This window comes from Stenotrophomonas sp. CASM106, assembly GCF_049384825.1.
GTDB classification, from domain to species: Bacteria; Pseudomonadota; Gammaproteobacteria; order Xanthomonadales; family Xanthomonadaceae; genus Stenotrophomonas; species Stenotrophomonas muris.
The window spans coordinates 161,069-184,512 of sequence record NZ_JBMRFS010000005.1 but is presented as its reverse complement, the minus strand read 5'-3'; the positions used below and the strand labels follow the sequence as shown (position 1 = coordinate 184,512).

18 protein-coding genes and 1 riboswitch are annotated in these 23,444 nt (G+C 67.8%); of the genes, 7 read left to right on the top strand and 11 right to left on the bottom strand.

What is annotated here, in order from left to right:
• The first annotated feature begins 40 nt into the window (after window positions 1–40).
• The 4 genes from VG556_RS14035 (at window position 41) to VG556_RS14020 (ending at window position 2,849) form a co-directional block, all read left to right on the top strand.
• Window positions 41–808 (top strand): helix-turn-helix transcriptional regulator, encoded by a 768-nt coding sequence (locus VG556_RS14035; protein WP_100450875.1) that lies wholly within the window; start codon window positions 41–43, stop codon window positions 806–808.
• Between the two features lie 68 nt (window positions 809–876).
• The gene (locus VG556_RS14030) at window positions 877–1,245 is read left to right on the top strand and encodes a VOC family protein (RefSeq protein ID WP_100450876.1); all 369 of its coding nucleotides are present in this window, start codon (window positions 877–879) and stop codon (window positions 1,243–1,245) included.
• A gap of 123 nt (window positions 1,246–1,368) precedes the next feature.
• Window positions 1,369–2,343: a Dyp-type peroxidase gene (locus tag VG556_RS14025; RefSeq protein WP_049405218.1), complete on the top strand. Its 975-nt coding sequence runs from the start codon at window positions 1,369–1,371 to the stop codon at window positions 2,341–2,343.
• Window positions 2,344–2,429: 86 nt separating this feature from the next.
• On the top strand, window positions 2,430–2,849 hold the full coding sequence (locus VG556_RS14020) for a hypothetical protein (RefSeq protein ID WP_100450877.1): 420 nt from the start codon (window positions 2,430–2,432) through the stop codon (window positions 2,847–2,849).
• 106 nt (window positions 2,850–2,955) lie between these two features.
• Here VG556_RS14020 and pnuC read toward each other — a convergent pair whose 3' ends face one another.
• The 7 genes from pnuC to VG556_RS13985 all read right to left on the bottom strand — a co-directional run bounded on the left by pnuC (window position 2,956) and on the right by VG556_RS13985 (window position 11,774).
• Entirely contained in the window at window positions 2,956–3,525 is a 570-nt protein-coding gene (gene pnuC / locus VG556_RS14015) for a nicotinamide riboside transporter PnuC (RefSeq protein WP_100450934.1), read from the bottom strand.
• Between the two features lie 8 nt (window positions 3,526–3,533).
• Window positions 3,534–5,723, bottom strand: coding sequence for a TonB-dependent receptor (locus tag VG556_RS14010; RefSeq protein WP_100450878.1), 2,190 nt, complete (start codon window positions 5,721–5,723; stop codon window positions 3,534–3,536).
• 70 nt (window positions 5,724–5,793) lie between these two features.
• A riboswitch (TPP riboswitch) is annotated at window positions 5,794–5,889 on the bottom strand.
• Between the two features lie 98 nt (window positions 5,890–5,987).
• On the bottom strand, window positions 5,988–7,112 hold the full coding sequence (locus tag VG556_RS14005; RefSeq protein WP_100450879.1) for a phosphotransferase enzyme family protein: 1,125 nt from the start codon (window positions 7,110–7,112) through the stop codon (window positions 5,988–5,990).
• A 121-nt stretch (window positions 7,113–7,233) separates the two neighbouring features.
• Entirely contained in the window at window positions 7,234–7,641 is a 408-nt protein-coding gene (locus tag VG556_RS14000) for a glycine zipper 2TM domain-containing protein (RefSeq protein ID WP_014645533.1), read from the bottom strand.
• Window positions 7,642–7,887: 246 nt separating this feature from the next.
• Window positions 7,888–9,876, bottom strand: a complete 1,989-nt coding sequence (locus tag VG556_RS13995) for a peptidoglycan-binding domain-containing protein (protein ID WP_100450935.1) — start codon at window positions 9,874–9,876, stop codon at window positions 7,888–7,890.
• A gap of 112 nt (window positions 9,877–9,988) precedes the next feature.
• A complete protein-coding gene (locus VG556_RS13990) occupies window positions 9,989–10,759 on the bottom strand; it encodes a hypothetical protein (protein WP_014645535.1) in 771 nt (256 codons plus the stop codon).
• Window positions 10,760–11,135: 376 nt separating this feature from the next.
• Window positions 11,136–11,774: a response regulator transcription factor gene (locus VG556_RS13985; protein WP_014035550.1), complete on the bottom strand. Its 639-nt coding sequence runs from the start codon at window positions 11,772–11,774 to the stop codon at window positions 11,136–11,138.
• A gap of 75 nt (window positions 11,775–11,849) precedes the next feature.
• Between VG556_RS13985 and VG556_RS13980 the strand changes: the two genes are divergently transcribed.
• Complete coding sequence (locus VG556_RS13980) at window positions 11,850–15,449, top strand: ATP-binding protein (RefSeq protein WP_100450880.1); 3,600 nt, start codon at window positions 11,850–11,852, stop codon at window positions 15,447–15,449.
• On the opposite strand, the gene VG556_RS13975 is transcribed toward VG556_RS13980, so the two are convergent.
• Both VG556_RS13975 and VG556_RS13970 read right to left on the bottom strand, forming a co-directional pair.
• Window positions 15,443–15,844, bottom strand: a complete 402-nt coding sequence (locus VG556_RS13975) for a c-type cytochrome (protein ID WP_014645538.1) — start codon at window positions 15,842–15,844, stop codon at window positions 15,443–15,445. The genes VG556_RS13980 and VG556_RS13975 overlap by 7 nt on opposite strands.
• A gap of 65 nt (window positions 15,845–15,909) precedes the next feature.
• Window positions 15,910–17,586, bottom strand: coding sequence for an electron transfer flavoprotein-ubiquinone oxidoreductase (locus tag VG556_RS13970; RefSeq protein ID WP_041862952.1), 1,677 nt, complete (start codon window positions 17,584–17,586; stop codon window positions 15,910–15,912).
• A 257-nt stretch (window positions 17,587–17,843) separates the two neighbouring features.
• Here VG556_RS13970 and VG556_RS13965 point away from each other — a divergent pair, with 257 nt between their 5' ends.
• The gene (locus VG556_RS13965) at window positions 17,844–19,007 is read left to right on the top strand and encodes an acyl-CoA dehydrogenase family protein (protein ID WP_100450881.1); all 1,164 of its coding nucleotides are present in this window, start codon (window positions 17,844–17,846) and stop codon (window positions 19,005–19,007) included.
• A gap of 202 nt (window positions 19,008–19,209) precedes the next feature.
• Here the strand turns inward: VG556_RS13965 and VG556_RS13960 are convergent, their stop codons facing one another.
• Together VG556_RS13960 and VG556_RS13955 are read right to left on the bottom strand one after the other, a co-directional pair.
• Complete coding sequence (locus VG556_RS13960) at window positions 19,210–19,689, bottom strand: tRNA (cytidine(34)-2'-O)-methyltransferase (protein WP_100450882.1); 480 nt, start codon at window positions 19,687–19,689, stop codon at window positions 19,210–19,212.
• Between the two features lie 69 nt (window positions 19,690–19,758).
• Window positions 19,759–20,139: a hypothetical protein gene (locus tag VG556_RS13955; protein ID WP_100450883.1), complete on the bottom strand. Its 381-nt coding sequence runs from the start codon at window positions 20,137–20,139 to the stop codon at window positions 19,759–19,761.
• Window positions 20,140–20,555: 416 nt separating this feature from the next.
• Between VG556_RS13955 and VG556_RS13950 the strand changes: the two genes are divergently transcribed.
• On the top strand, window positions 20,556–23,405 hold the full coding sequence (locus tag VG556_RS13950; RefSeq protein WP_100450884.1) for a M16 family metallopeptidase: 2,850 nt from the start codon (window positions 20,556–20,558) through the stop codon (window positions 23,403–23,405).
• The last annotated feature ends 39 nt before the right edge of the window (window positions 23,406–23,444 follow it).

The window sequence follows — 23,444 nt, the reverse complement described above, 5'->3', positions numbered from 1 at the left end:
GGGCTTCACTTTTATGGGCCCCGTGGCGCCACAATGCGGCATGGGCGACCCTTTCTCTCTTGCAGGCACCGGCACGACCTACCAGGAACATCTGACGCCTGCGCCGCTGCGTGGCCGCTTCGGCCAGCTGTGGCAGAGCCAGCTCCCTGCCGATGCCGATGGGCACATCACCGTATTGCCCGATGGCTGCGTGGATATCCTCTGGCGCGACGGTGCGCTGTTCGTCGTCGGCCCGGACCGTGTGGCCGCGCACCCGGCGCTGGCACCCGGTGCGCAGGTGCTGGGCGCACGCTTCCGCCCCGGCCAGGCATTGGCCGCGCTGGGCCTGCCGCTGGCCGGGATCATCGGCCAGGCCGTGCCACTGGCTGATCTGAAGGGCGCGTGGGCGAACAAGGCGGCGGCCTCCATCGGCGACACCGCGCCTGCACAGCGCCTGCAGCGAATGGCGCACTGCCTGCAACAGCACATGGGTGCGGCCGCGCTCGATACGCCGGCGCAGCGCGCCCATGTCCTGTTCCAAGCGCTCGCCGCGGGTAATGCCACGCTGGATACGCTGGCGGCGCAGTTGGGCCTGAGCCCGCGCAGCCTGCGGCGTTTCAGCCAGTCGCAGTTCGGCTACGGCGCCAAGACGCTGGAGCGGATCCTGCGGCTGCAACGTTTCCTGCGCCAGAGTCGCGCGCTGCCACAGCATTCGTTGGCGATGCTGGCCGCTGATGCCGGCTATGCCGACCAGGCCCATCTCAGCCGCGAGGCGCGCGAGCTGACTGGCATGACCGCCAGCGAGCTGCGCCTGGAGTGGGGACAATGATGGCCGTTTTGTTCAAGACCGCCGTGCCGCGCTGACCGAAGCTGGGGTTCCAATCACGGAGCAACCTCATGAGCCACGAAGTTACCCACGAAGCCGAACGCCGCATCGACAACATCGAATTCAACGTCGCCGACATCGCCCGCAGCAAACGCTTCTACGGCGAGGTGTTCGGCTGGCAGTTCACCGACTATGGTCCGTCCTACACCGAGTTCGACGATGGCCGGCTGAAGGGCGGCTTCGTGTCTGACGCGCCGTTGCGTGCTCACGGAGGACCGCTGGTGATCCTGTACTGCGCGGACCTGGCCGACGCACAGCAGCGCGTGGTCGCCGCCGGTGGCGAAGTGGTGCAGGCGGTGTTCGCCTTCCCCGGGGGCCGCCGCTTCCACTTCCGCGATCTGGATGGCTACGAACTGGCGGTCTGGAGTGATGTGGACTGAGGTCTTCGTACCTTCGCCGGTGGACGGAACGAGAACCGCTCCGTCCCCGGTCAGGCGGTTCCGCTATGATCGCCCGCACATCGCCACACGCGATGCGTCCGCCTCAAGCCAGCAGGAACCGCCGTGAACTCCCAGCCCGCACCGATCACCGCCGTCAACCACACGCTCGACAACGAGCCGCAGCAGATCACTGCGCCGCTCACCCATTCGGCGGCGTTCCTGGTGCTGAAGGTGAAGGATGACGAGGCGTCGATCGCCAAGGCGCGCGAGGTGCTGGCCAGCACCGATGACCTGATCAAGAACACCGCCATCCGCGAGATCGAGCGCACCTTCACCTGCAACGTGGCCATCGGCCATCGCGTGTGGCAGCCGCTGGTAGGCTCCACGCCGCCACGCGAGCTGAAGCCGTTCCGCGAGATCAAGGGCGCGACCCACACCGCCGTGTCCACGCCCGGTGATCTGCTGTACCACATCCGCGCACGCACCATGGACCTGATCGTGGCGTTCGAGCGCAACCTGCTGATGGCCTTCGGTGATGCGGTCGAAGCGGTCGATGACGTGGCCGGCTTCCGCTATTTCGATGGCCGCGACCTGCTCGACTTCGTCGATGGCACCGCCAACCCAGAAGGGCTGTCGTTGCCGGAAGCCACGATCGTGGGTGACGAGGACCCGGAGCATGCCGGCGGCAGTTACGTGGTGGTGCAGAAGTACCTGCACAACCTCGATGCGTGGCGCGCGCAGAAGACCGAGGCGCAGGAGGCGATCATCGGCCGCACCAAGCACGACAACATCGAGCTGGACGACGCGCCGGCCGATGCGCAGAAATCGCACAAGACCCTGTGCACCATCGAGGATGCCGACGGCGAGCACGAGATCCTGCGCGACAACATGCCGTTCGCCAACCCGGGGCGTGGCGAGTACGGTACCTACTTCATCGGCTACACCCGCCGCCTGTGGGTGATCGAGAAGATGCTCGAGCGCATGTTCATCGGCAATCCTGCGCCGCTGCATGACCGCATCCTCGACTTCTCCACCGCCACCACCGGCGTGACCTTCTTCGCGCCCTCGCGCAAGGTGCTGGCCGACCTGGGCGAGTGATCGCGCCGGGCCATCACCGGCCGCCATCTGCCTGTCATCTAGGGCGCCGACCATGGCGCGCTGGATGGGAGCGCAGGAGGCAGGTGATGGCCATGGCAGGGAACAGGACCGGCCTACGCCGCTGGTGGCGGCGTCTGGCCGCGGTGTTCGGCGCGTTGGCACTGGGGAGTGCCAGCGTTTCCGCGCAGGAAGCCCCTGCGCACTGGATGGCCTACGCCGCCGTCGTGGGTGGCCAGCTGCAGCAGCGCCTGCAGCAGGAGCAGGACCCGCAGGCGCAGCGTGTGCTGGCGTGGTTGCAGGCGCACCCTGACACACCGGCACCGCTGCCGGTGAGCGTGTGGATCGCGGCGGACGGCCGTATTTCGAAACTGGAATTTGACAGCCTGGGCGATGCCCAGGTCGACGCCGACCTGCGCGCGACGCTGCAGGCCGCGCCGTTGCAGGCGGCACCGCCGGCCGACATGCGCCAGCCGCTGCGCCTGGGCCTGCTGCTGGAGCCGAAGTAGATCCACGCCATGCGTGGATGTGGTGGGTAGATGCCGACCTTGGTCGGCAGGCGCGCGCCAACCCAGGTTGGCGACTACCGGTAGCCCGGCCGCGCATGGCGTGGCGCTACCGTGTTGCCACCTGCGGTTCACGCGCGGCGGCGCTCCATGCGCGCAGGCCGAACACGGCCAGGCCGAGAAAGAACACGTACAGCGCGGCGGTCACGTGCAGCGACTTGAACAGGTACGCACCCACATAGACCACGTCCACTGCGATCCACACCCACCAGCAGGCCACGTGGCGGCGGGCCTGCCACCATTGCCCGACCAGGCTCAGACCGGTCAGCAGCGCATCCAACCACGGCAGGGCAGCGTCGGTGAAGCTGTGCATGGCTGCACCCAGCACCACGCCACCGCACAGGCCGATGGCCAGGTCGCGCAGCAGCGTGCCGCGTGCCAGCGGCACGATGCGGATGCTGCCTTCATCGGCGGCATGCTGCCGCCAGTTGAGCCAGCCATAGACCAGGAAACCACCGAAGGCGATCTGCAGCAGGGTGTCCGAGTACAGCTTGGCCTCGGCGAACACCAGGCCATACAGCGCCACCGATAGCAGGCCCACCGGCCACGCCGCCAGCCGGCGCCGGGCCATCAGCCAGACGCCGAGGATGCTGCACAGTGCGGCGGTCCACTCGAGCATCACGCCGCTCACAGCGCGAACGTCACCGACAGGCGGGCCTGTCGCGGTGCGCCGGGGAACAGGTAGTAGTCACCGCCGCTGCTGCCGGTATCGCGCCAGTAGAAGCGGTTGAATACGTTGTCCACCGACAGGTTCCAGGTCACCGCGCGTTCGTGCAGGCGATGCTGGAAGCGCAGGCCGGCATCGAACACCGAGTAGTCCGGTGCGCGCACGCCGCCGTCGGCGCGCGCCACGTTGGCACCGGCATAGCGCCAGCCGCCGGTCACGTCCAGGCCCTGCACGAACGGCAGCGCGTAGGCCACGTGCACGCTGGCGCGTACCTTCGGCACGTTCACCAGCTGATGGCCTTCATAGGCCGGCGTGCCGGTGTCGCGCGCGCGCGCCTGCAGCACGCTGGCGCTGGCCACGATCTGCAGTGCGTCGGTCAGCTGGCCGTTGGCGGTCAGCTCCAGGCCGGTGTGGGTCTGCGTGCCTTCCTCGACGAAGGTGTAGCCGACGTCGCTGCTGTCGGGCCTGGCGTACTGGTAGGGCTGCGAGATGCGGAACACCGCCGCGCCCAAGGTCAGTGCTTCGACCGGCACGTACTTCACGCCCACTTCCAGCTGCCGCGACTGCACCGACGGCAGGAAAGTGTCGGCATTGCTGGTCCAGAACGGCGCTTCCTGGCCCAGCGAAATGCCGCGCACGTAGCTGGCATAGGCATTGAGCTGGTCGGTGGCCTTCCACACCACCGCGGTCTGCGGCAGGAAGCGCGACAAGCGGCTGTGCCGCTGCGGGGTGCCACGCTTGTCGTAGGCGCGCTCATCGAGGCGCACGAAGCGGCCACCGGCCAGCCACTGCCAGTCATCGCCGAAGCTCATCCGGTCCAGCGCGAAGAACGCGGTCTGGCGGCTGTCCAGGCGACGTGCGGACGGTCCCGGCATCTTCGGCGACGGCGCGAATACCGGCACCGGTGCTTCGTGGATGTTGCTGGTGCCGACGTACTCGTTGACGCTCGGGCGCTTGTCCACGGTGCGGCGGAAGTAGTCGGCACCGACGGTCAGTTCATGGCCGACGCTGCCGGTCTCGAAGCGGCCACGCAGCTCGGCACGGGCCTGCTGGTTGCGACGGGTGTCGTCCGGGCTGCGGTAGTCGTAGACGTCATAGTCGCCGTTGGGCGCGAAGTAGTTGCCCGGCACGCTGCCATCGGCGCACAGCACGGCGTAGTAGCAACCGTAGGCGAAGGCGACGTTGTCATCGATCACCGAGCGGCTGTGGCCGACCGAGACGCGCGACTGCCAGGCATCGTTGAAGTCGTAGGTATGCAGCGCGGTGATGTTGGTGCTGGCGATATCCACCGGGCGCTGCCACGGCTGGTAGCCGAGCAGGTGCTCGCGGTCGACACCGCGCGGCAGGTCACGCGCGCCCAGCAGCTGGTAGCCGGACACCGAGCGCTGCGAGCTGGTCTGGTAGTTGGCATCTACTTCCAGCTTGCCGCGCTCGCCGATCAGCCAGTCGGCGGCCAGCGAGTAGAAGTTGCGGCGGCCATCGGCGTGCGCGACGTAGGAATTGCTGGAGTCCCATGCGGCATTCAGGCGCAGGCCGAAACGCGGGGTGATCCAGTGGCCGACATCGACGGCGACGTAGCGCGAGCCTTCCGAATCGGTACCGAGCGTGGCGGTGCGCACTTCGGCCGGGCGCTTGCCGATGTAGTTGATGATCCCGCCCGGCGCCATCACCCCTGCCGCCAGGCCGGCTTCACCCTTGAGGATCTCCACCGACTGCACGTTCTCCAGCGCCAGGCGTTGTTCGCCGGCGATGGACAGGCCGTTGAAGCGGTAGCCGGTGGCGGCGTCCAGGGCGAAGCCACGGATGGCGATGTTCTGGTAGTAGCCCACAGGTGCATACGCATCACCCAGCGAGGCATCGTTGCTGGCCAGCTCGGACAGCGAACGTACCTGGCGACGGTCGAGATAGTCGCGCTCGAGCACGTTCACCGAAGCCGGCGTGTCCTTCCACGAACCGCCGCCGAAGGCATTCACGCGCGAGGTATCGGCCTTCGGCTTGCCGGCCTCCACGCGCACCGCCGCCAGTTCGGTCGGCGAGCGTTCGGCACCAGTGGCAGCCGCATCGGTGGTGGCCTCGGCCTCGCTGGCATGCAGCGGCAGCGCGGCGCAGAGGGCGAGTGAGAGCAGGGTGGGGCGCAGGCAGCGGTTCATTCGGTTCGTCTTCGGACAACAAGGGAGACGAAGCGACGGCGCGCAGGTGCACCGGCCCATGATGGGGGTGTGGCTGCGGCTCAAAGCTCCCTACGCCGGTGCAAACCGGATCAGGTTCCAAGGGACTCTCTCAGCCTGGCAGATCCAGGCACCCCCGCTTCAGGTGACCATTTCACTACAAATGGTACGGATTTGCGAGCGCCAGCCGGGGTCAGATCCCTTTCCTGCGGAAAGGGATCTGACCCCAACGCTGCGTCAACCGGATCACGCGACGGCGTGCAGGGCCTGCAGCAGTGCCCGTCCCGGCGCGCTGTGGAACCACGCCGGATGGCCCAGCATGAAGGGCTGCCAGGCCACGTCGGCATTCGCGGCTGAGCGGGTGACACCTTCGAAGTACTCCACTTCGGACAGTGCGAAGTCGAAATGGACCATTGGCAGCAGGTCGGCCAGCAGGTGCACGCGTGCCGCCGACAACGGCAGCACCTCGCGGTAGCCGTCGAGCAGGGCCAGCGCGATATCGATGCGCACTGCCTCCATGCCGCGCTCCAGTTCCAGCCACGCCACTGCGTTGCGCTCGATCGCGGTGGCGAGGTCGAACAGCGCGCTGGTGGGCGACGCCAGGCCGAAATCCAGCACGGTGCTGACCTCGCCGTTGCGCCACAGCAGGTTGGAGACATGCCAGTCGTTGTGCGCCCACAGCCGGGGCTCGGCGCGCAGGCGCTCGGCCAGGCCGGCGTGCCACGGCAGCACGTCGCGCTGCAGCTGTGCTTCCCATGGAATGCGCGCGAGATAGCGTGCCAGCCCGGGACGTTCATCCAGTCCTGCCTTGATGGCGGCGATCGGATCGTCGGCACGGATCAGGTCGTCGCGCGCCACCAGCAGATGGGTGCTGCGCTGGGGCGCGTGGTAGCTGGCGGCGGCACGGTGCAGCTGTGCGAGCGTGCGCCCTGCCTCGCGGGCCTGCGCGACATCGGTCAACAGCGACCACGACACCGCGTCGCGATACAGGTCGTCGCCCACGCCGACATCGTGCAGTTCAAACGTCCATTCGCCGTGTTCGACCGCAGTGTGGCCATCGGTGGCCGGCAGCACCTGCACCACTGGCACGCCGGCGGCGGCGAGATGGGCGATGAAGTGGTGTTCTTCTTCCAGACAGGCCGCGCTGCGCACGCTGTGGTGGTGGCGCTTGATGAACACCGCGCCGCGCGTGTCGTCGACGATGGCGGCGGCAGACAGCGGCCGCGGGCTGTGCCAGCGCGGTTGGCTGTGCCCGCCCAGCTGCGGGTAACGCGTACTCAGCCACGCGATGTCCGCCGCGCTGATCGGTGGCCAGTCGGCAGCGACCTCGTCGTTGTTGAGGCCCTGCACGCGGTGGGAGGAAGATGTCATGCCACAGTCCGATCGGGAAAGTCACATCCAAGGCTGCGCATTCAACGCCATGCGCGTGGCCAACGCAAACGGGCGGGTCATCGACCCGCCCGTCTCCGCGTCATCGGTATGTCGGCGCTGCTTACCAGCCGCGATGGCGGCCGCGGTCGTGGTAGTAGCGGTTGTCGTAGTAGCGCTCACGCTGCCAGCGGCGGTCATCGCCACGGTCGTAGTAGCCACTGCGGTAGTAGCCACGGTCGTAACGGCGATCGTAGCGGTCGTCGTAACGGCGATTGTCGTAGTAACGGCGGTCGCGGCGATCGGAGGTGGTCAGGTTGCCGATCGCGCCGCCGGCCACGGCACCGCCGACGGTGGCCGCAGGATCACCGTTCGAGAGCAGGTTGCCGGCCACGCCACCGACCACGGCGCCGACCAGGGTGCGCTTGTCCTTCCTCGACATCGCGCTGGCATCGCTGACCACGGCGACACCGGCAACCAGTGCCAGCGCCATCGCCAGACCACGGAAGCTGAGTGTGGAAGTACTGAGCATGTTCGGTTCTCCTGTGAGGTGCATGCCACGCTGGGCAGGGAGGGCGCGGGGCGCCCGGCTGCCGTGGAGACCACGCTGGCGTTCCGACATTGCCGGAACATTGCCTGGCCTACCGGGCGGCTTGCGCATTCATCTAGCGGCAGGCGGCATGAAGCAAGGCTGAAAGTGGCTTTTACCGCTCAGCTGGCAGAAAGGGAAAGGGCCGCGCATGGCGCGGCCCCTCCCGGTCTGCAAGGCGCTGCGGGCTCAGACGCCCATGGCCTTCTGCACCTGGCGGGTCTGTTCCTGCTGCGCGTCCTGCTGCTGGTGCAGCACGTTCGGCGCGCCCTGCACCGCGCCGCTGCTGAGCGCCATGCTCTGCTCGCTGGCGGTGCGGGTTTCCACCGCAACGCGGCTGGCCGCCGGGTCACCGACCGTGCCCTGCACGGCGAACAGGCGCTCACCGTTCGGGCTGGGCACCACTGCGTCGATGCGCTGCAGGCCGGCGGCATGCGCCTCCCTGGTCAGGGCCGCTGCGGCGCTTTCCAGCGCGTGGCGGTCCTTGAAGGTGCCCGCCGGCATCCGTTCCAGGCCTTCGGTGGCCTGCAGGTACATCGGATGGCGCGGGTGCCGCTCGTCGTTCAGCAGCGGGCGCTCGCGGGCCTCCTTGATCGCATCCAGCGTCTTCGCACCGACGATGCCGTCGGCAACCAGCCCGTTGTCCTTCTGCAGCTGGCGTACCGCCGCTTCGGTATTGCGGCCGAAGCGGCCGTCCTCGACCAGCGGCTTGCCGTCGGCCCCGGCATAGCCGAGGTGGCCCAGCTGCTCCTGTACCTTGCGCACGCCCTCGCTGTGCGCGCCCGGCTTGTACAGCTCGGCGTGCGGGGCGGCAGCGGCCTTGTGTTCGGCCGCAGGCTTGCCCTGGGTCTGCTCATGCGATTGGGTGCGGCTTTCCAGCAGGTCGCGCGCCTTGGACAACGGGTCCGACGCGAACAGCTTCCAGTGCGGGTGGTCCTTCACCTGCTTGAGGTAATCCTCCACCGGCATGGTGTGCACGCCCTTGCTGCCGGTGGACTGGCTGATCAGCAGCTTGTCGGTGTTCGGGTCGCGCACCACCATCACGATGTGGTCGATGCCATTCCAGTGCTCGTGGCGGGTCCTGGCCGTATCCAGGCCGATGACCATGCCTTCCTTCAGCGCACCGGGCTTGAGGATGGCGTCGCGCTCGAGCAGCACGCCGGACTGTTCGACGGCCTTGTGCACGATGCCGCCGGAACCGAGGTTGCCCAGGTCGATGCGGTCGGCCTTGCTGAAGACAGCGTGCCCGGCCTTCTGGTTGATCTCGTCCATGGTCCGGTTCTGCAGGGTGCCGACCCAGCCGGAGCAATCGATGTAGCCCTGGTCCACGTTCTTGCCGGTCTTGCCCGGCACGTACAGCGCGTGGCCCGGGATGTTGATGGCGTACTTCACATCGTCGTACTTCACGCCAGCGTCGTACGCGGCGTGCAGTTCGATGCCCGGCTTCGGCGCAGCAGGAGCCGTTGCGGTCGCCGCCAGCGTGGCCGCAGCGGCGCCCACTGCGGCGGTCTGCGCAGGTGTGCCTGGAGCCTGGGCCTGGCCCGGTGCCACGGTCTGCGGCGTGATGTGCTTTTCCGGGATGCTGATCGCTGCGTACTTGTGGATGTAGTAGCTGGAGAAGGTCCGCGCCAGGTCGCCGTCGTTCATGCCACGCATTTCGGCCAGGGTGTGGCCGGTCAGCGCCTTGGCATCGGACCCGATCTGGTTGAGCACGTTGCGGCGCATGTTGATCTCTTCGCCATGGCCGTTGCGGACCACGCCGAAGGTGCCGGTGGCGATCGCGGTCTGCACCGAGCCATAGCCGGCGCTGCCCTGCTGGTGGGCCAGGTACAGGTCCAGGCCGGTCGGCGTGTCGCCGCCGGACAGGTACGGGTGGCCGGTGCGCTCATTGCGGCGCGCCATCGAGCCCAGGTTGTCCTGGTACATCTGCGCGGCGGCTTCGGTGTTGCGGGTCGGGTCGAATTCGTGGCCGGTCAGGTGGTATTGGCGGGCCGAGCCGGGCACGAACTGGAACAGGCCTTTGGCGCCGGTCGAGGTGTTGTGGGCGCGCTCGTTGAAGGTGCCGCCGGTCTCGATGTGCGCGAAGCGCATGAAGTCATCGACCGGGATGCCCTTCTGCCGGGCGACCTGCTCGACGATGTCCAGGACTTCCTTTTTGCTGTAGTCATGCTGTGCCATGACGTTTTCCTCGGGGTTGATGGAGCGGCCGATGCCGCGAATCGCCAACCGGACTCATCCGTGAGTCAAGAACATGTCGGTCAACAGGTAACCCGCCTGCGGCGGATGGAAATCAGGGCGCGATGTACTGCTGGGCCTTGCTGTCGAAGCGGTAGTGCACGGTGTCGCCGGCACCCAGCGCGCGGGTCTTGCCTGGGGCTTCGATGGTGGTGCCCTTGAAGGTCACGGTCAGCTGCGGCAGGCCGTTGCCATCGGCCACGAAGGCCAGTTCGCCATCGCTGTCGGTGCACGGCATCACGTTGCCGTCGTCGCAGGCCGCGCTGTTGTCTTCGCCGGTGCGCACCGAGCCGACGTAGCGCCAGACCTTGCTGTCCAGGTCGTCCTCGCTGCGCTTGGGGTTGAACAGCAGCAGGGCGTAGCCGCTGCTGCTGATGCCGCGGTCGAAGCTGCTGGTCGGCACCGCCAGCAGCAGGCGGCCGTCGGCGGTGCGGTGTTCGATCGGCTTGCGCCGGGTATCGACGTCGTCGGCCTTGTCGTAGGCGCCGAGCGCACCGATGGTCCATTCCTGGCCGCGGAACTTCCACGGCTTCTTCGCGTCGCCGCCGGCCAGCACGAAGGTGGCCTCGGCCAGATTGGCGCGGTCGTCGGGGCCGGCCGGCTGCTGTTCGCCCGGCTTGCCGTAATGCTCGCGGGTATCCCAGGAAAAGCCGGTGTAGTAGGTGGTGCCGTCCAAGGTGAAGCGGTGGCCGAACCAGAAGGTCGCCACGCTGCCGTTCTGGACCTCATAGGACGTCGCACCGTCGCCATCGACCTGGTAGATGAAATACATCACGGTCGGCGCGTCGGGCGGGGTGACGGCGGCATCGGGAGAGGGGTTCTGCATCGGGGCAACATCCTGTCGGGGCGCTTTGGCAGCCTGCGCAGGCGCAGGCCGGGAGGACGAGGGGGCCGGATCGGCGGCGCTGCAGGCGGCAGCGGAAAGAGAGACGAGCAGGCATGCCGCGAATGCGCGCAGGGGCCGCAACGGCAGGGTCCAACGTAGCTCGGGGGGGGACTGCATGCGCCTCTCCATGGTCAGCGTTGCCGGGCCAGACGGCCGGCAGGAAGCCGCACCCCATCCACCACGGACGGGAGCGAGGACATGAGCCGGTCGATTCCTTCGACCTCGCATTGAGAACTCATGCCCGTCCATCTTGGCACAGATCCGCAGACCGTCAAAGAGGGGGTGCGGCAGCCGGGTCTGTGATGTGAAGTGCGTCTCAGATCTTGCCGTCACGCAGGTAGTCGAACAATTCGGCGTCGCCCTTCAACCCCAGCTTGAGCATGGCGTCGCCCTTCTGCCGGCTGATGGTGCTGACGCTCTTGTGCAGCTGCAGCGAAATCTCCTTCACCGTCATGCCGGTGCCGAGCAGCCGCAGCACCTCCACTTCGCGTGGTGACAACGGCTTGCCGTCGCCCTCGCGCATGCGCCAGCTGCCGGCCGCGTCCACCCGCTCGCGCAGGCTGCGGCTGATGTAGGGCTGGCCGCGGTACACCGACTGGATGGCCTGCGGCAGCTCGTCCATTGACGAACTCTTGTCGACCAGACCGAGCACGCCACTGTCGAGCACCATGCGCAGGATCGCCAGGTTGCTGGAGACGCTGAGCATCAGCACCGGCAGGTCCGGATGCCGGCGGCGGATCATGCCGATCATGGCGAAGCCATCGGCCTGCGGGCTGCCCGGCATGGAGTAGTCGGTGACCAGCAGGTCACAGGGCTGGTTGGCGAGCAGGGTCATCAGCGCCTGCGCGCTGTCGGCCTCGCCGACCACGCGGCCCACGCCGCTCGACTCGATGACGGCGCGGGTACCGATGCGGACCACCGGGTGATCGTCTGCGATGATGATGCGCAAGCTCATGCTCTAGTATGGCCATCGGGCACGCCGGACCGCGACCATCGCGGTCCCTGGCAGGATTCTAGGAGATCGACGCAGATGCGTAGGTGGGCTGTTCGCGGGCTGCTCCTGCTGCTGGCGGTGCTGGCCCTGCCCGTGGCCCAGGCACAGCCGGCCCCTGGGCTGCTGCCGCTCAGCCCGTTGCAGCGCGAATACCTGGTGGCGCATCCGACCATCGTTGTCGGGCAGTATGACAGCGGTTGGCCGCCGTTCGAGTCCCTCCGTGACGGCCAGCAGGTCGGTCTGGGACCGGACTACCTGTCGCATCTTGCACGCCAGCTCGGCATGAAGGTCGAGGCGCGCCGCTATCCGGACTGGACATCCGTGCTGGATGCGGCATGTCGTGGCGAGATCGACGTGGTGATGAATGTCGGCCTCAGTGCCGACCGCACCCGCTGCATGGTCTATACCGCGGCCTACAGCGAAGCGCCGCTGGCCCTGGTGGGCCGGCCGGACGACCTGCGTGCCTCCGACATGCCCGACCTGGAGGGTCTGCGGGTGGTGATCGAGCAGGATTTCCTGACCGGTCCGCAGGTGCGCGCCCGATTCCCGCGTGCCCGCCAGCTTGTCGTAAACGACACGTTGAGCGCATTGCAGATGGTCAGAGACGACAAGGCCGACGTCTACATCGGCAATGCCTTTGTCGCCACCGAGCTGATTGCCAGCCGGCGCCTGCAGGGCGTGGCGCTGTTGCGGCCCAGCGACCTGCCCCCTGAACGGCTGCACTTCGGCATTCCCAACAGCAAGCAACCCCTGGCTGAAGCCCTGGACCTGGCGCTGGCGGCCACCAGCCAGGCCCAGCGTGATGCCCTCGCACAACGATGGCTGCCACCGCCGCACTGGTCGGCATCGGCGCAGCTGGCGCTGAGCCAGGCCGAGAAGCGCGTGCTGGAGCAGCCGTTGAAGATCGGTTTCGCCCCGAATGCCGCGCCACTGTCGTTCACCGGCGAGGATGGCCGGCCCAGCGGGCTGGCCAGCGAATACCTGCAGCGCCTGATGCAGGCCGGTGCCAACCTGCAGGTCGAGGACAGCCACGACTGGTACGAGGTGCGCGAGAAGGCCCGCCGCGGTGAGCTGCAGGCGGTGATGGGCATTCCTGTCGATTCACGTTACCTGGGCCCGGACTGGGTGTTCAGCCAGCCCTTCATCAGCGTGCCGAACGTGATTGTGGTCAGGAGCGATGGCGAGTCGCTGCTGGGCCTGGCTGACCTGCAGGGCAAGCGCGTGCTGCTGTCCGACCCGGAGCGTGTGCGCGGCTACGTGCTGCAGCAGGCACCGCAGGCGCGGATCATCGCTGCACGCAGTGCCGAACAGTCGCTGCAGCGCCTGCTCGCTGGCGACGCCGATGCGTACATCGGCAACCTTGCCGTGGTCGATCACCTGCTGCGCAGCCGTTTCCCGGGGCGGCTGCAGGTGGCGGCACCGGCCGGCTTCAACGACCAGCTGGTGCTGGCCGTGGATCGTCGCCACGCGGCACTGGCTACCACCTTCGATCGCCTGCTGCTGCAGATGACCCCACGCAAGCGCGAGGCCCTGCGCAATGCCTGGCTGGGGGTGGAGTACCGCAACGGTGTCGACTGGAACAAGGTGCTGCGGTGGGGCGTGCCGGTGCTGCTGGTGCTGCTGACCGCGCTGCTGGTGCATGGCGTCGGCCATTGGCGGCTGCGCCGCGAGGTGGCAGGACGTCGCCAGCTGGAGCAGCGTCTGGCCGAGGTGACCGACAACCTGCCTGCAGTGGTCTATCAGGCGCGTCGCGACGCCGATGGCGCGCTCAGCTTCCCGTTCATCGCCGGTGACCTGCCTGCGTTGTTCGGCATTACACGGCAGCAGGCCGAACAGGATGCGAGGGTGTTGCTGGAACGCATCGAGGAAGAGGACCGCGCGCACATCCTGCACTCCATCGAGCAGGCCGCGCGCCAGTTCGCCCCATTGATCCTGGAGTTCCGCCTGCGCAGCGATGGGGAGGGCGTGCGCTGGGTGCGCAGCCAGGCCCACCCCTATGCCGCCGAAGAGGGCGCGGTGATCTGGAGCGGTTACTGGGTGGACGTGAGCGAAGCGCGGATGCAGGCCGATGCCCTGGCGGCGGCGAAGGCGGACGCCGAGCAGGCCGCCGAGGCCAAATCGCGCTTCCTGGCCACGATGAGCCATGAGATCCGCACGCCGATGAGTGGCGTGCTGGGGATGCTGGAGGTGCTGGCGCACTCACCGCTGGACAGCGAACAGCAGCGCATCCTCGGCGTTATCGAGGATTCGGCCCAGATGCTGCGGCAGATCCTCGATGACATCCTCGATTACTCGCGGCTGGAAGCAGGGGCGTTGCGCCTGGAGCCGGTGCCGCAACCGCTGCGGCCCCTGCTGGAGAGCGTGTGCCGCCTGCTGTCGGCCCAGGCCAGCGCGCGTGGCCTGGCGCTGCACGTGCAGATCGATCCCGAGCTGGCGCCGGCCCACGAAGTGGACGGCGTGCGGCTGCGCCAGATCGTGTTCAACCTGCTCAGCAATGCCATCAAGTTCACCGCACAGGGCGAGGTGCGCCTGCAACTGGAGGTGCTGGGGCCGACCAGCGAAGACGGCGTGCAACCGCTGTGCCTGAGCGTTACCGACACCGGCATCGGCATCGCACCGGAACAACTGCAGCACCTGTTCGCGCCCTTTACGCAGGCCGGCGCCTACATCCAGCGTGACCACGGCGGCACTGGCCTGGGCTTGAGCATCTGCCAGCGACTGGTGCAGATGATGCAGGGCGAATTGACCCTGCACAGCACGCTGGGCGAAGGAACCCGCGCCGAAGTGCGGGTATCGCTGGTGGAGGCCGGCAGCGAGGACGCGGCGGCACTGCTGGCCGAGCAGGACCAGACCGCGCTGCTGCCCGCCGCGCTGCGTCAGGCACGGGTGCTGGTGATCGAGGACCACCCGACCAACCAGGCGATGATGGCGTGGCGGCTGCAGCAGCTGGGCGTGCCCCATGTGCTGCTGGGCGATGGCCAGCAGGCGCTGGATCGCCTGTCGTCGGAGAGCTTCGACCTGGTGATCACCGACTGCCGCATGCCGGTACTCGATGGATTTGGCTTCACCCGCCTGCTGCGCGAACGCGAGGGCCGTACCGGCCAGCCGCGGCTGACGGTGCTGGCGCTGACCGCCAGCGTGCTGGACGACGATGCGCGCCGCTGCCGCGAGGCCGGCATGGACGAGGTACTGGCCAAGCCGCTGTCGCTGGCCACGCTGCGTGCGGCGCTGCTGCGCTGGCTGACGCAGGCCCAGGGCCAGTCGTTCGAGGTGCCGGTGCCGGAGGTTGCCGCCGACGACGGTGAAGCATTGCCTGATCTGGCCACCCTGCAGCAGCGCTTCGGCTCGCGCGTGGTGGCCGAGCAGCTGCGCGACAGCCTGTTGCAGGCCAGCGAGGGTGACCTGGCCGCCGTGCAGCGCGCCTTGCAGGCTGGCGACCGCCAGGCTGCGGCGCTGCACCTGCATCGCCAGGCCGGCGGGCTCGGGGCGATCGGGGCCACGGCACTGGCCCAGCAGGCCAATGCCCTGGTCGAGCGCCTGCAGGATGCGGCAGAGGCCGATACGGCGCCGTTGTTCGCCACCGTAACGACGTTCGTGGCGCGGCTGCAGCAACAGCTGCAGCGCCTGGCTCACTGAGCCGACTGCTGCTGCAGGTAGGCGATCACCAGGGCGCGGCGTTCTGCGCTGGGGAAGGCGTTGTACATGCGGGTGCCCGGCACCAGGTGCGTGGGTGACTGCAGGAAGGTATCCAGCGTCTGTGCGGTCCAGGTGATGTCGGCGCGGCGCATGCCGTCGGAATACCCATAGTCGGGCAGGCTGCCGGCGCGGCGGCCGATCACGCCGTGAAGGTTGGGCCCGAAGCGGTGGATGCCACCGGGCTGCACGGTGTGGCAGCCGGCACACAGTTCGAACGCGCGCTGCATGGCCTGCTGCCGGGCCTGTTCGGGCGTGGCCGGCACCGCGGGCGGGCGCTGGCAGGCCGTGGCAAGCAGGGCCACGGCAACGGCGGTGAGCAGGCGGCAGGCACGCATGGGTGGGCAGGATAGCGGTGCGGTGGAGCGGTCGGGCTGCGACACACGGTCGCAGCCCGGGGCGATCACATGCCCGAGTAGTTCGGGCCGCCGCCGCCCTGCGGGGTCACCCAGACGATGTTCTGGGTCGGATCCTTGATGTCGCAGGTCTTGCAGTGCACGCAGTTCTGCGCGTTGATCTGCAGGCGCGCGTTGTCGGCTTCGCCAACGAACTCGTACACACCGGCCGGGCAATAGCGGGCTTCCGGGCCTGCGTACTCGGCCAGGTTCACCTTCACCGGAATGCTGGGGTCCTTCAGCGTCAGGTGGCTGGGCTGGTTCTCGTCGTGGTTGGTGCTGCTCAGGAACACCGAGCTGAGGCGGTCGAAGGTCAGCACCCCATCCGGCTTCGGGTAGGCGATGCGGGTGTGCTTGGCGGCCGGCTCCAGGCAGGCATGATCCGGCTGCGTGCGGTGCAGGGTCCACGGCGGGTTGCGCACGCCCAGCTTCGGCAGCAGCCACTGCTCGACGCCGGTCATCAGCGTGGCCACGGTCTGGCCCTTCTTGAACCACTGCTTGAAGTTCTTGGCCTGCTGCAGTTCGGTGAACAGCCAGCTGGCTTCGAACGCCTTCGGGTAGGCGCTCAGTTCATCGTGCTGGCGGTCGGCGGCCAGCGCGTCGAACGCGGCGTCGGCGCACAGCATGCCGGTCTTGATCGCGGCATGGCTGCCCTTGATGCGGCTGGCGTTGAGGTAGCCGGCCTCGCAGCCGACCAGTGCACCGCCCGGGAACACCGTCTTCGGCAGCGACAGCAGGCCACCGGCGGTGATCGCACGCGCGCCGTAACCGATGCGGGTACCGCCTTCCAGATGCTTGCGGATGGACGGATGGGTCTTGAAGCGCTGGAACTCTTCGAATGGGCTCAGCCACGGGTTCCTGTAGTCCAGGCCTACCACGTAGCCGATGGCGACCTTGCCGCCGTCGGCGTGGTACAGGAACGCGCCGCCGTAGGTGTCGCTGTCCAGCGGCCAGCCGGCGGCGTGAACCACCAGACCCGGCTCATGCCGGGACGGGTCGATCTGCCACAGCTCCTTGATGCCGATGCCGTAGGCCTGCGGGTCCTTGCCTTCGTCCAGCGTGTAACGCGCGATCAACTGGCGGCCGAGATGGCCGCGCGCGCCTTCGGCGAAGATCGTGTATTTCGCCTGCAGCGCCATGCCGCGCTCGAACGCCGGGCCGATGCTGCCATCCTTCTCGATACCCATGTCGCCGGTGGCCACGCCGATCACTTCACCGTTGTCGCCGTACAGCACCTCGGCTGCGGCGAAGCCGGGGAAGATCGCCACTTCCAGCGCCTCGGCCTGCTGCGCCAGCCAGCGGGTCACTTCGCCCAGGCTGATGATGTAGTTGCCTTCGTTGTGGAAGCACTCCGGCAGCAGCGCGTTGGGCGTGCTGCGCGCGCCGGTTTCGCTGAGGAACAGGAATTCGTCACGGGTGACCTTCTGCTTCAGCGGTGCGCCGCGCTCGGCCCAGTCCGGGAACAGCTCGGTCAGCGCGCGCGGATCCATCACCGCACCAGACAGCACGTGCGCGCCTGGTTCGGACCCCTTCTCCAGCACGCACACCGACAACTCGCGGCCGGCTTCGATCGCGCGCTGGCGCAGGCGGATCGCGGTGGCCAGGCCGGCGGGGCCGGCGCCGACGATCACCACGTCGAATTCCATTACTTCACGCGGGGGCAGGGCGTTGGCTTCAGCGCTCATCGATTGCATGACTCGTGGGTAGGGCCGGCATCGGGGCCACCGGCGGTGCCTGGGAATCGCGCGTGCAGCCACGAGCGAAACGGTTGTTTGAATGTGTCAGGGTACCGGGCCGCGCGTGATCGAGCTAGATCGCCGATGTTCACGTCACGATTGCTGCGGTGCAGCGTAAGGCTGCGGCCCGGGTGGGTGCCGACCCTGGTCGGCACGCTCTGCCCGGATGACCGACAATGGCCGGGTCCTGACTGCGCGTGAGTGCCATGGCTTTGCATCCGTACGATCTGTTCGATGTCCGTTCCCTGCTCAATGAGGAAGAGCGCGCGGTGCAGGAGAGCGTCGCCCGCTTCACCAACGAGCGCGTGCTGCCGATCATCGGCGATGCCTTCGACCAGGCCCGTTTCCCCGATGAACTGGTGCCGGAGATCGCCTCGCTGGGCCTGCTGGGCGCCACCCTGCCGGCCGAATACGGCGGCGGTGATCTGGGTGCGGTCAGCTATGGCCTGATCTGCCAGGAGCTGGAGCGCGGCGATTCGGGCCTGCGCAGCTTCGTCTCGGTGCAGAGCTCGCTGTGCATGTACCCGATCTATGCCTACGGCAGCGAGGAACAGCGCCAGCAGTGGCTGCCGGCGATGGCACGCGGCGAACTGATCGGCTGTTTCGGCCTGACCGAGGCGCACGGCGGTTCCGATCCGGCCAGCATGAAGACCCGCGCGGTGCGCGACGGCAGCGACTGGCGCATCAGCGGCGGCAAGATGTGGATCACCAGCGGCCCGGTGGCCGACCTGGCCATCGTCTGGGCGCAGACCGAGGACGGCATCCAGGGCTTCGTGCTGGAGAAGGGCATGGCCGGCTTCACCACGCAGGAGATCAAGCACAAGATGAGCCTGCGGGCATCGCTGACCGGTGCGCTGTTCTTCGATGACGTGCGCGTGCCCGACAGCCACCGCCTGCCGAACGTGAAGGGCCTGAAGGGGCCGCTGGGCTGCCTGACCCAGGCCCGCTACGGCATCAGCTGGGGCCCGATCGGCGCGGCCATCGCCTGCCTGGATGAAGCGCTGGGCTACGCCAAGGAGCGCGTGCTGTTCGGCCGCCCGCTGGCGGCCACCCAGAGCGCGCAGATCAAGCTGGCGGAAATGGCCCGCCGCATCACCACCGCGCAGCTGCTGGCCCTGCAGCTGGGCCGCCTGAAGGAAGCCGGGCAGCTGCAGCCGCAGCAGGTCAGCCTGGCCAAATGGAACAACTGCCGCATGGCGATCGACATCGCCCGCGAATGTCGCGATCTGCTGGGTGGGGCCGGCATCACCACCGAACACGTGGCGATCCGGCATGCACTGAACCTGGAATCGGTGATCACCTATGAAGGCACCGAGACCGTGCACCAGCTGGTGATCGGCCGCGAACTGACCGGCATCAACGCGTTCTGAAACCTGGTTCCGGTGGGTGCCAACCTTGGTTGGCACATCTTTCCAGAAGTTTCTGCAGCCGCCTTGACCTGTCTTTGGTAGGTGCCAACCTTGGTTGGCACACTCCTTCGGCACGCGACCGGGGAACAGTGCGGACCAAGGTCCGCACCCACCAGAAGCAGGTCACACCCATCAGCAGCGCTTCGCACCCACCTGAGGCGGTTTACGCGCCGCCGGCAAACCCATGCTGCCGCCACGCCTCGTACATCACCACGGCAACGGTGTTGGAAAGATTGAGGCTGCGGTTGTCCGGCCGCATCGGCAGGCGCAGGCGGCGTCCATCCGGCAATGCATCGAGCACGTCCTGCGGCAGGCCGCGGCTTTCCGGACCGAACAGGAAGGCATCACCATCTTCGAACGCCACGCTGTCATAGCGGACGCTGGCACGCGTACTCAGGGCGAACAACCGCTTCGGTGCGATCCGCGCCAGCGCGGTGTCCAGGTCGGGGTGCACCTGCAGGCGCGAGTACTCGTGGTAGTCCAGGCCGGCGCGCTTGAGCTGCTTGTCTTCCAGTGCGAAGCCGAGCGGCTCGACCAGGTGCAGCTGCGCGCCGGTGTTGGCGCAGAGCCGGATCACATTGCCCGTGTTGGGCGGGATTTCCGGTTGGAACAGGATTACGTGGAACGGGGGCGCGGCATTCATCGGCGCAGTGTACCTGCGACGGCGGCCGCCTCTACGGCGCACGCCCTGCGCTGGGCAGGGCGGCACCGCTTACGGGCGCAGCAGGACCTGGGCGGTTTCGGTGGCCAGGGCCTGCAGGTCTGCAGCGCTCGGACGCACCTGCAGGGCCGGCAGGTTGACGATCACCTGGTTGGCGACGCTGGTGGCAGCGGCAGCCAGGGTGACGGCGTAGCGCTGGGCTTCCAGTTCGGCGGCCAGGGCGACGCGCTGTTCCAGGCTCGGGCGCACTTCCACGGTGGCCAGGGTCGGGATGCCGCTGGCCTGTTCCCAGGCCTGCTGGGCCAGCTGGTCGGCGGCCGGGCGAACCTGCACGGTGGCCAGGGTCTTGATGGATTCGGAGGCCTGCACCGACGAAACAACCGCGGTGCCGGCGATCAGGGCGATGGCGATGGCAATGGTCTTGGCGTTCATGACGGGGCCTGTTTAGTGTTGGTGATCAGTGGTGTGGTAGTAAGGTAGTACACTAATTCTGGGGATGCAAGAAGAATTTTCGATTTCCTGCATTTGTTCAGTCTTCAGTCAGCTTGCGTCTGAAGCCCTTCCTGGCGCAGGGAGGGCCAAGCAATCCCCGTGCCAACTTTTATTCATTGATTTACAAGGGTTTTTTATCAATCGAAAAGTGTCCGGTGGGCGGACACCTGTCCATTCGATGTGCCGCGGACACTGTCCGGACGCCTTCAGCCGGCACATGTGACGGTTCACGCCCCCCGGCTGGGGCCGGGCCGGATGGCCTTCAGGGCAAACACCCCCAGTGACTGGCGACCGATTCCTGCCGTTGCCTGCGCAGGCTAGGATCGGGGTTCACCTATGTGACCAAGGATCCGGATATGTCTCTCGCCCTTCGCCCGCGCGCCGCATTGCTGGCCGTCGCCCTCAGCACCGCCCTGGGCACGCTTGCGCCCACCTCCGCGCTTGCCGCCAGGCCGACGGCACCGGCCAAGGTCGATATCCCGTACGAGCAGTTCACCCTGCCCAACGGCCTGCGCGTGATCGTGCATACCGATCGCAAGGCGCCGATCGTCGCGGTCAACGTCTGGTACCACGTGGGCAGCAAGGATGAGCCGGCCGGCCGCACCGGCTTCGCGCACCTGTTCGAGCACCTGATGTTCCAGGGCAGCGAGAACCACGACGGCGAATTCTTCGAACCGTTCAAGCAGGTCGGTGCCACCAACCAGAACGGCACCACCAACACCGACCGCACCAACTACTTCGAGAACGTGCCGACCACCGCGCTGGACATGGCGCTGTGGATGGAGTCGGACCGCATGGGCCATCTGGTCGGTGCGATCGACCAGGCTGCGCTGGACGAGCAGCGCGGCGTGGTGCAGAACGAGAAGCGCCAGGGCGAGAACCAGCCCTACGGCCAGGCCTGGGACCAGATCAACAAGGCGCTGTATCCGGTTGGCCACCCGTACCACCACGGCGTGATCGGCTCGATGAACGATCTCAACGCGGCCTCGCTGGATGACGTGAAGACCTGGTTCCGCACCTGGTATGGCCCGAACAACGCGGTGCTGGTGCTGGCCGGCGACATCGACCTGGCCACCGCCAAGGAGAAGGTCGCCAGGTACTTCGGCAGCATCCCCGCTGGCCCGACCATGGCGCAGCCGGCGGTGAACGTGGCCAAGCGCAGTGCCGATACCCGCGAGACGATGACCGACAAGGTGCCGCAGGCGCGCATCTACCGCGCCTGGAACGTGCCGCAGGTCGGCACCGCCGACATCGACCAGTTGCAGCTGTTCTCCGAAGTGCTGGGCGGCGCCAAGTCCTCACGCCTGAGCCAGCGCCTGCAGCACCAGGACAAGCTGGTGGACAGCATCGGCTCGGGCCTGTCGACGTCGCAGCTGGGCTCCAACTTCGTGATCGTGGCGACCGTCAAGCAGGGCCAGGACCCGGTCAAGGTCGAGAAGATCATCGACGAGGAACTGGACCGCCTGATCAAGCAGGGCCCGACCGCGGCCGAGCTGGAGCGCGCCAAGACCGGCGCCCGTGCCGGCTTCATCCGTGGCATCGAGCGCATCGGTGGCTTCGGCGGCAAGGCCGATGCGCTGGCCGAGTGCGCGGTGTTCACCGGCGACCCGGGTTGCTTCCGCACCTCGCTGGCCAACATCGAGAAGGCCAGTGCCGCCGATCTGAGCCGCCTGGGCGCAGAGTGGCTGGACAAGGGCAGCCACACCCTGGTGATCGCACCGGGTGAGCGCGTGGCGCTGAAGGAAGAACCGAGCCAGACGCCGAAGCCGTTCACCGTGCCGGCGGTGGACCCGAAGTACAGCACCCTGCCGGAACAGGTGGACCGCAAGGCCGGCGTGCCGCAGACCCGCGAGTTCCCGCAGCTGAAGTTCCCGGCACTGCAGCGCGCCACGCTGAAGAACGGCACCCAGGTGATCCTGGCCGAACGCCACGAGATTCCGGTGGTGCAGTTCAGCTACCAGTTCCCGGGCGGCTTCAGCGCCGACCAGGGCCGCAAGCCCGGCACCGCCAACTTCACCATGAGCCTGATGACCGAAGGCGCCGGCAAGCTCGGTTCGCTGGCCTTCGCCGACGCCGCCGACGCACTGGGCGCCAGCCTGGATGCCTCGGCCGGCCTGGACTCGATGAGCGTGGACCTGTCGGCGCTGAAGGAAAACCTGGCACCGTCGCTGGCGCTGTACCGCGACCTGCTGCGCGAACCGCGTTTCGAGCAGGGCGAGATCGACCGGGTCAAGGCGACCTGGATCGCCGGCATCCAGCAGGAGAAGGTGAACCCGGGTGCAGTGGCCATGCGCGTGCTGCCGCCGCTGCTGTACGGCAAGGGCCACCCGTACGCCATCCCGTTCACCGGCAGCGGCGACGAGGCGGCGATCAACGGCCTGACCCGCGAAGATCTGGTTGATTTCCACCACGACTGGCTGCGCCCGCAGAACGGCACCCTGATCGTGGTCGGTGACACCACCCTGGCCGAGATCGTGCCGCTGCTGGACAAGCAGCTGGGCGACTGGAAGGCGACCGGCGAGGCGCCGCAGGTGAAGGCGGCCACCGATGTCGCGCTGCCGAAGGGCCCGCGCGTGTTCCTGATCGACCAGCCGGGTGCGGTGCAGGCCAACCTGTTCGCCGGCCAGGTGGTGGCGCCGTCCGGCGCCGCCAGTTCGACCCGCTTCGACATTGCCAACGGCGTGATCGGCGGCGACTTCACCTCGCGCCTGAACATGAACCTGCGCGAGGACAAGCACTGGTCGTACGGCGCGCGCAGCAGCGCGACCAGTTCGGTGGGCCAGCGCCCGTGGATGGCCAGTGCGCCGGTGCAGATCGACAAGACCGGCCCGGCACTGGCGGAAATGCGCAAGGAGATCGCCGCATTCGCCGACGGCAGCAAGCCGGCCACCGCTGCCGAAGTCAACCGCATCCGCAACATCCAGACCCTCAGCCTGCCCGGTGCCTACGAGACCGCCAGTGCCGTGGCCGCGACCATCGGTTCGATCGTGCAGTTCAAGCGCCCGGACGACTATGTGCTGCGTCGCAAGGCCGAGATCGAAGCGATGACCCCGGCGCAGGTGCAGCAGGCCGCTGCCGAGATCAAGCCGCAGGCCCTGACCTGGGTGGTGGTGGGCGATCTCAAGCAGACCGAAGCGGCCGTGCGCGCGCTGAACCTGGGCGAGGTGACGGTGATCGACGCCGAGGGCAACCCGGTCAAGAAATAAGGCACGACCCGGCCCGCCTGTGGCGGGCCGGCTCCCCCG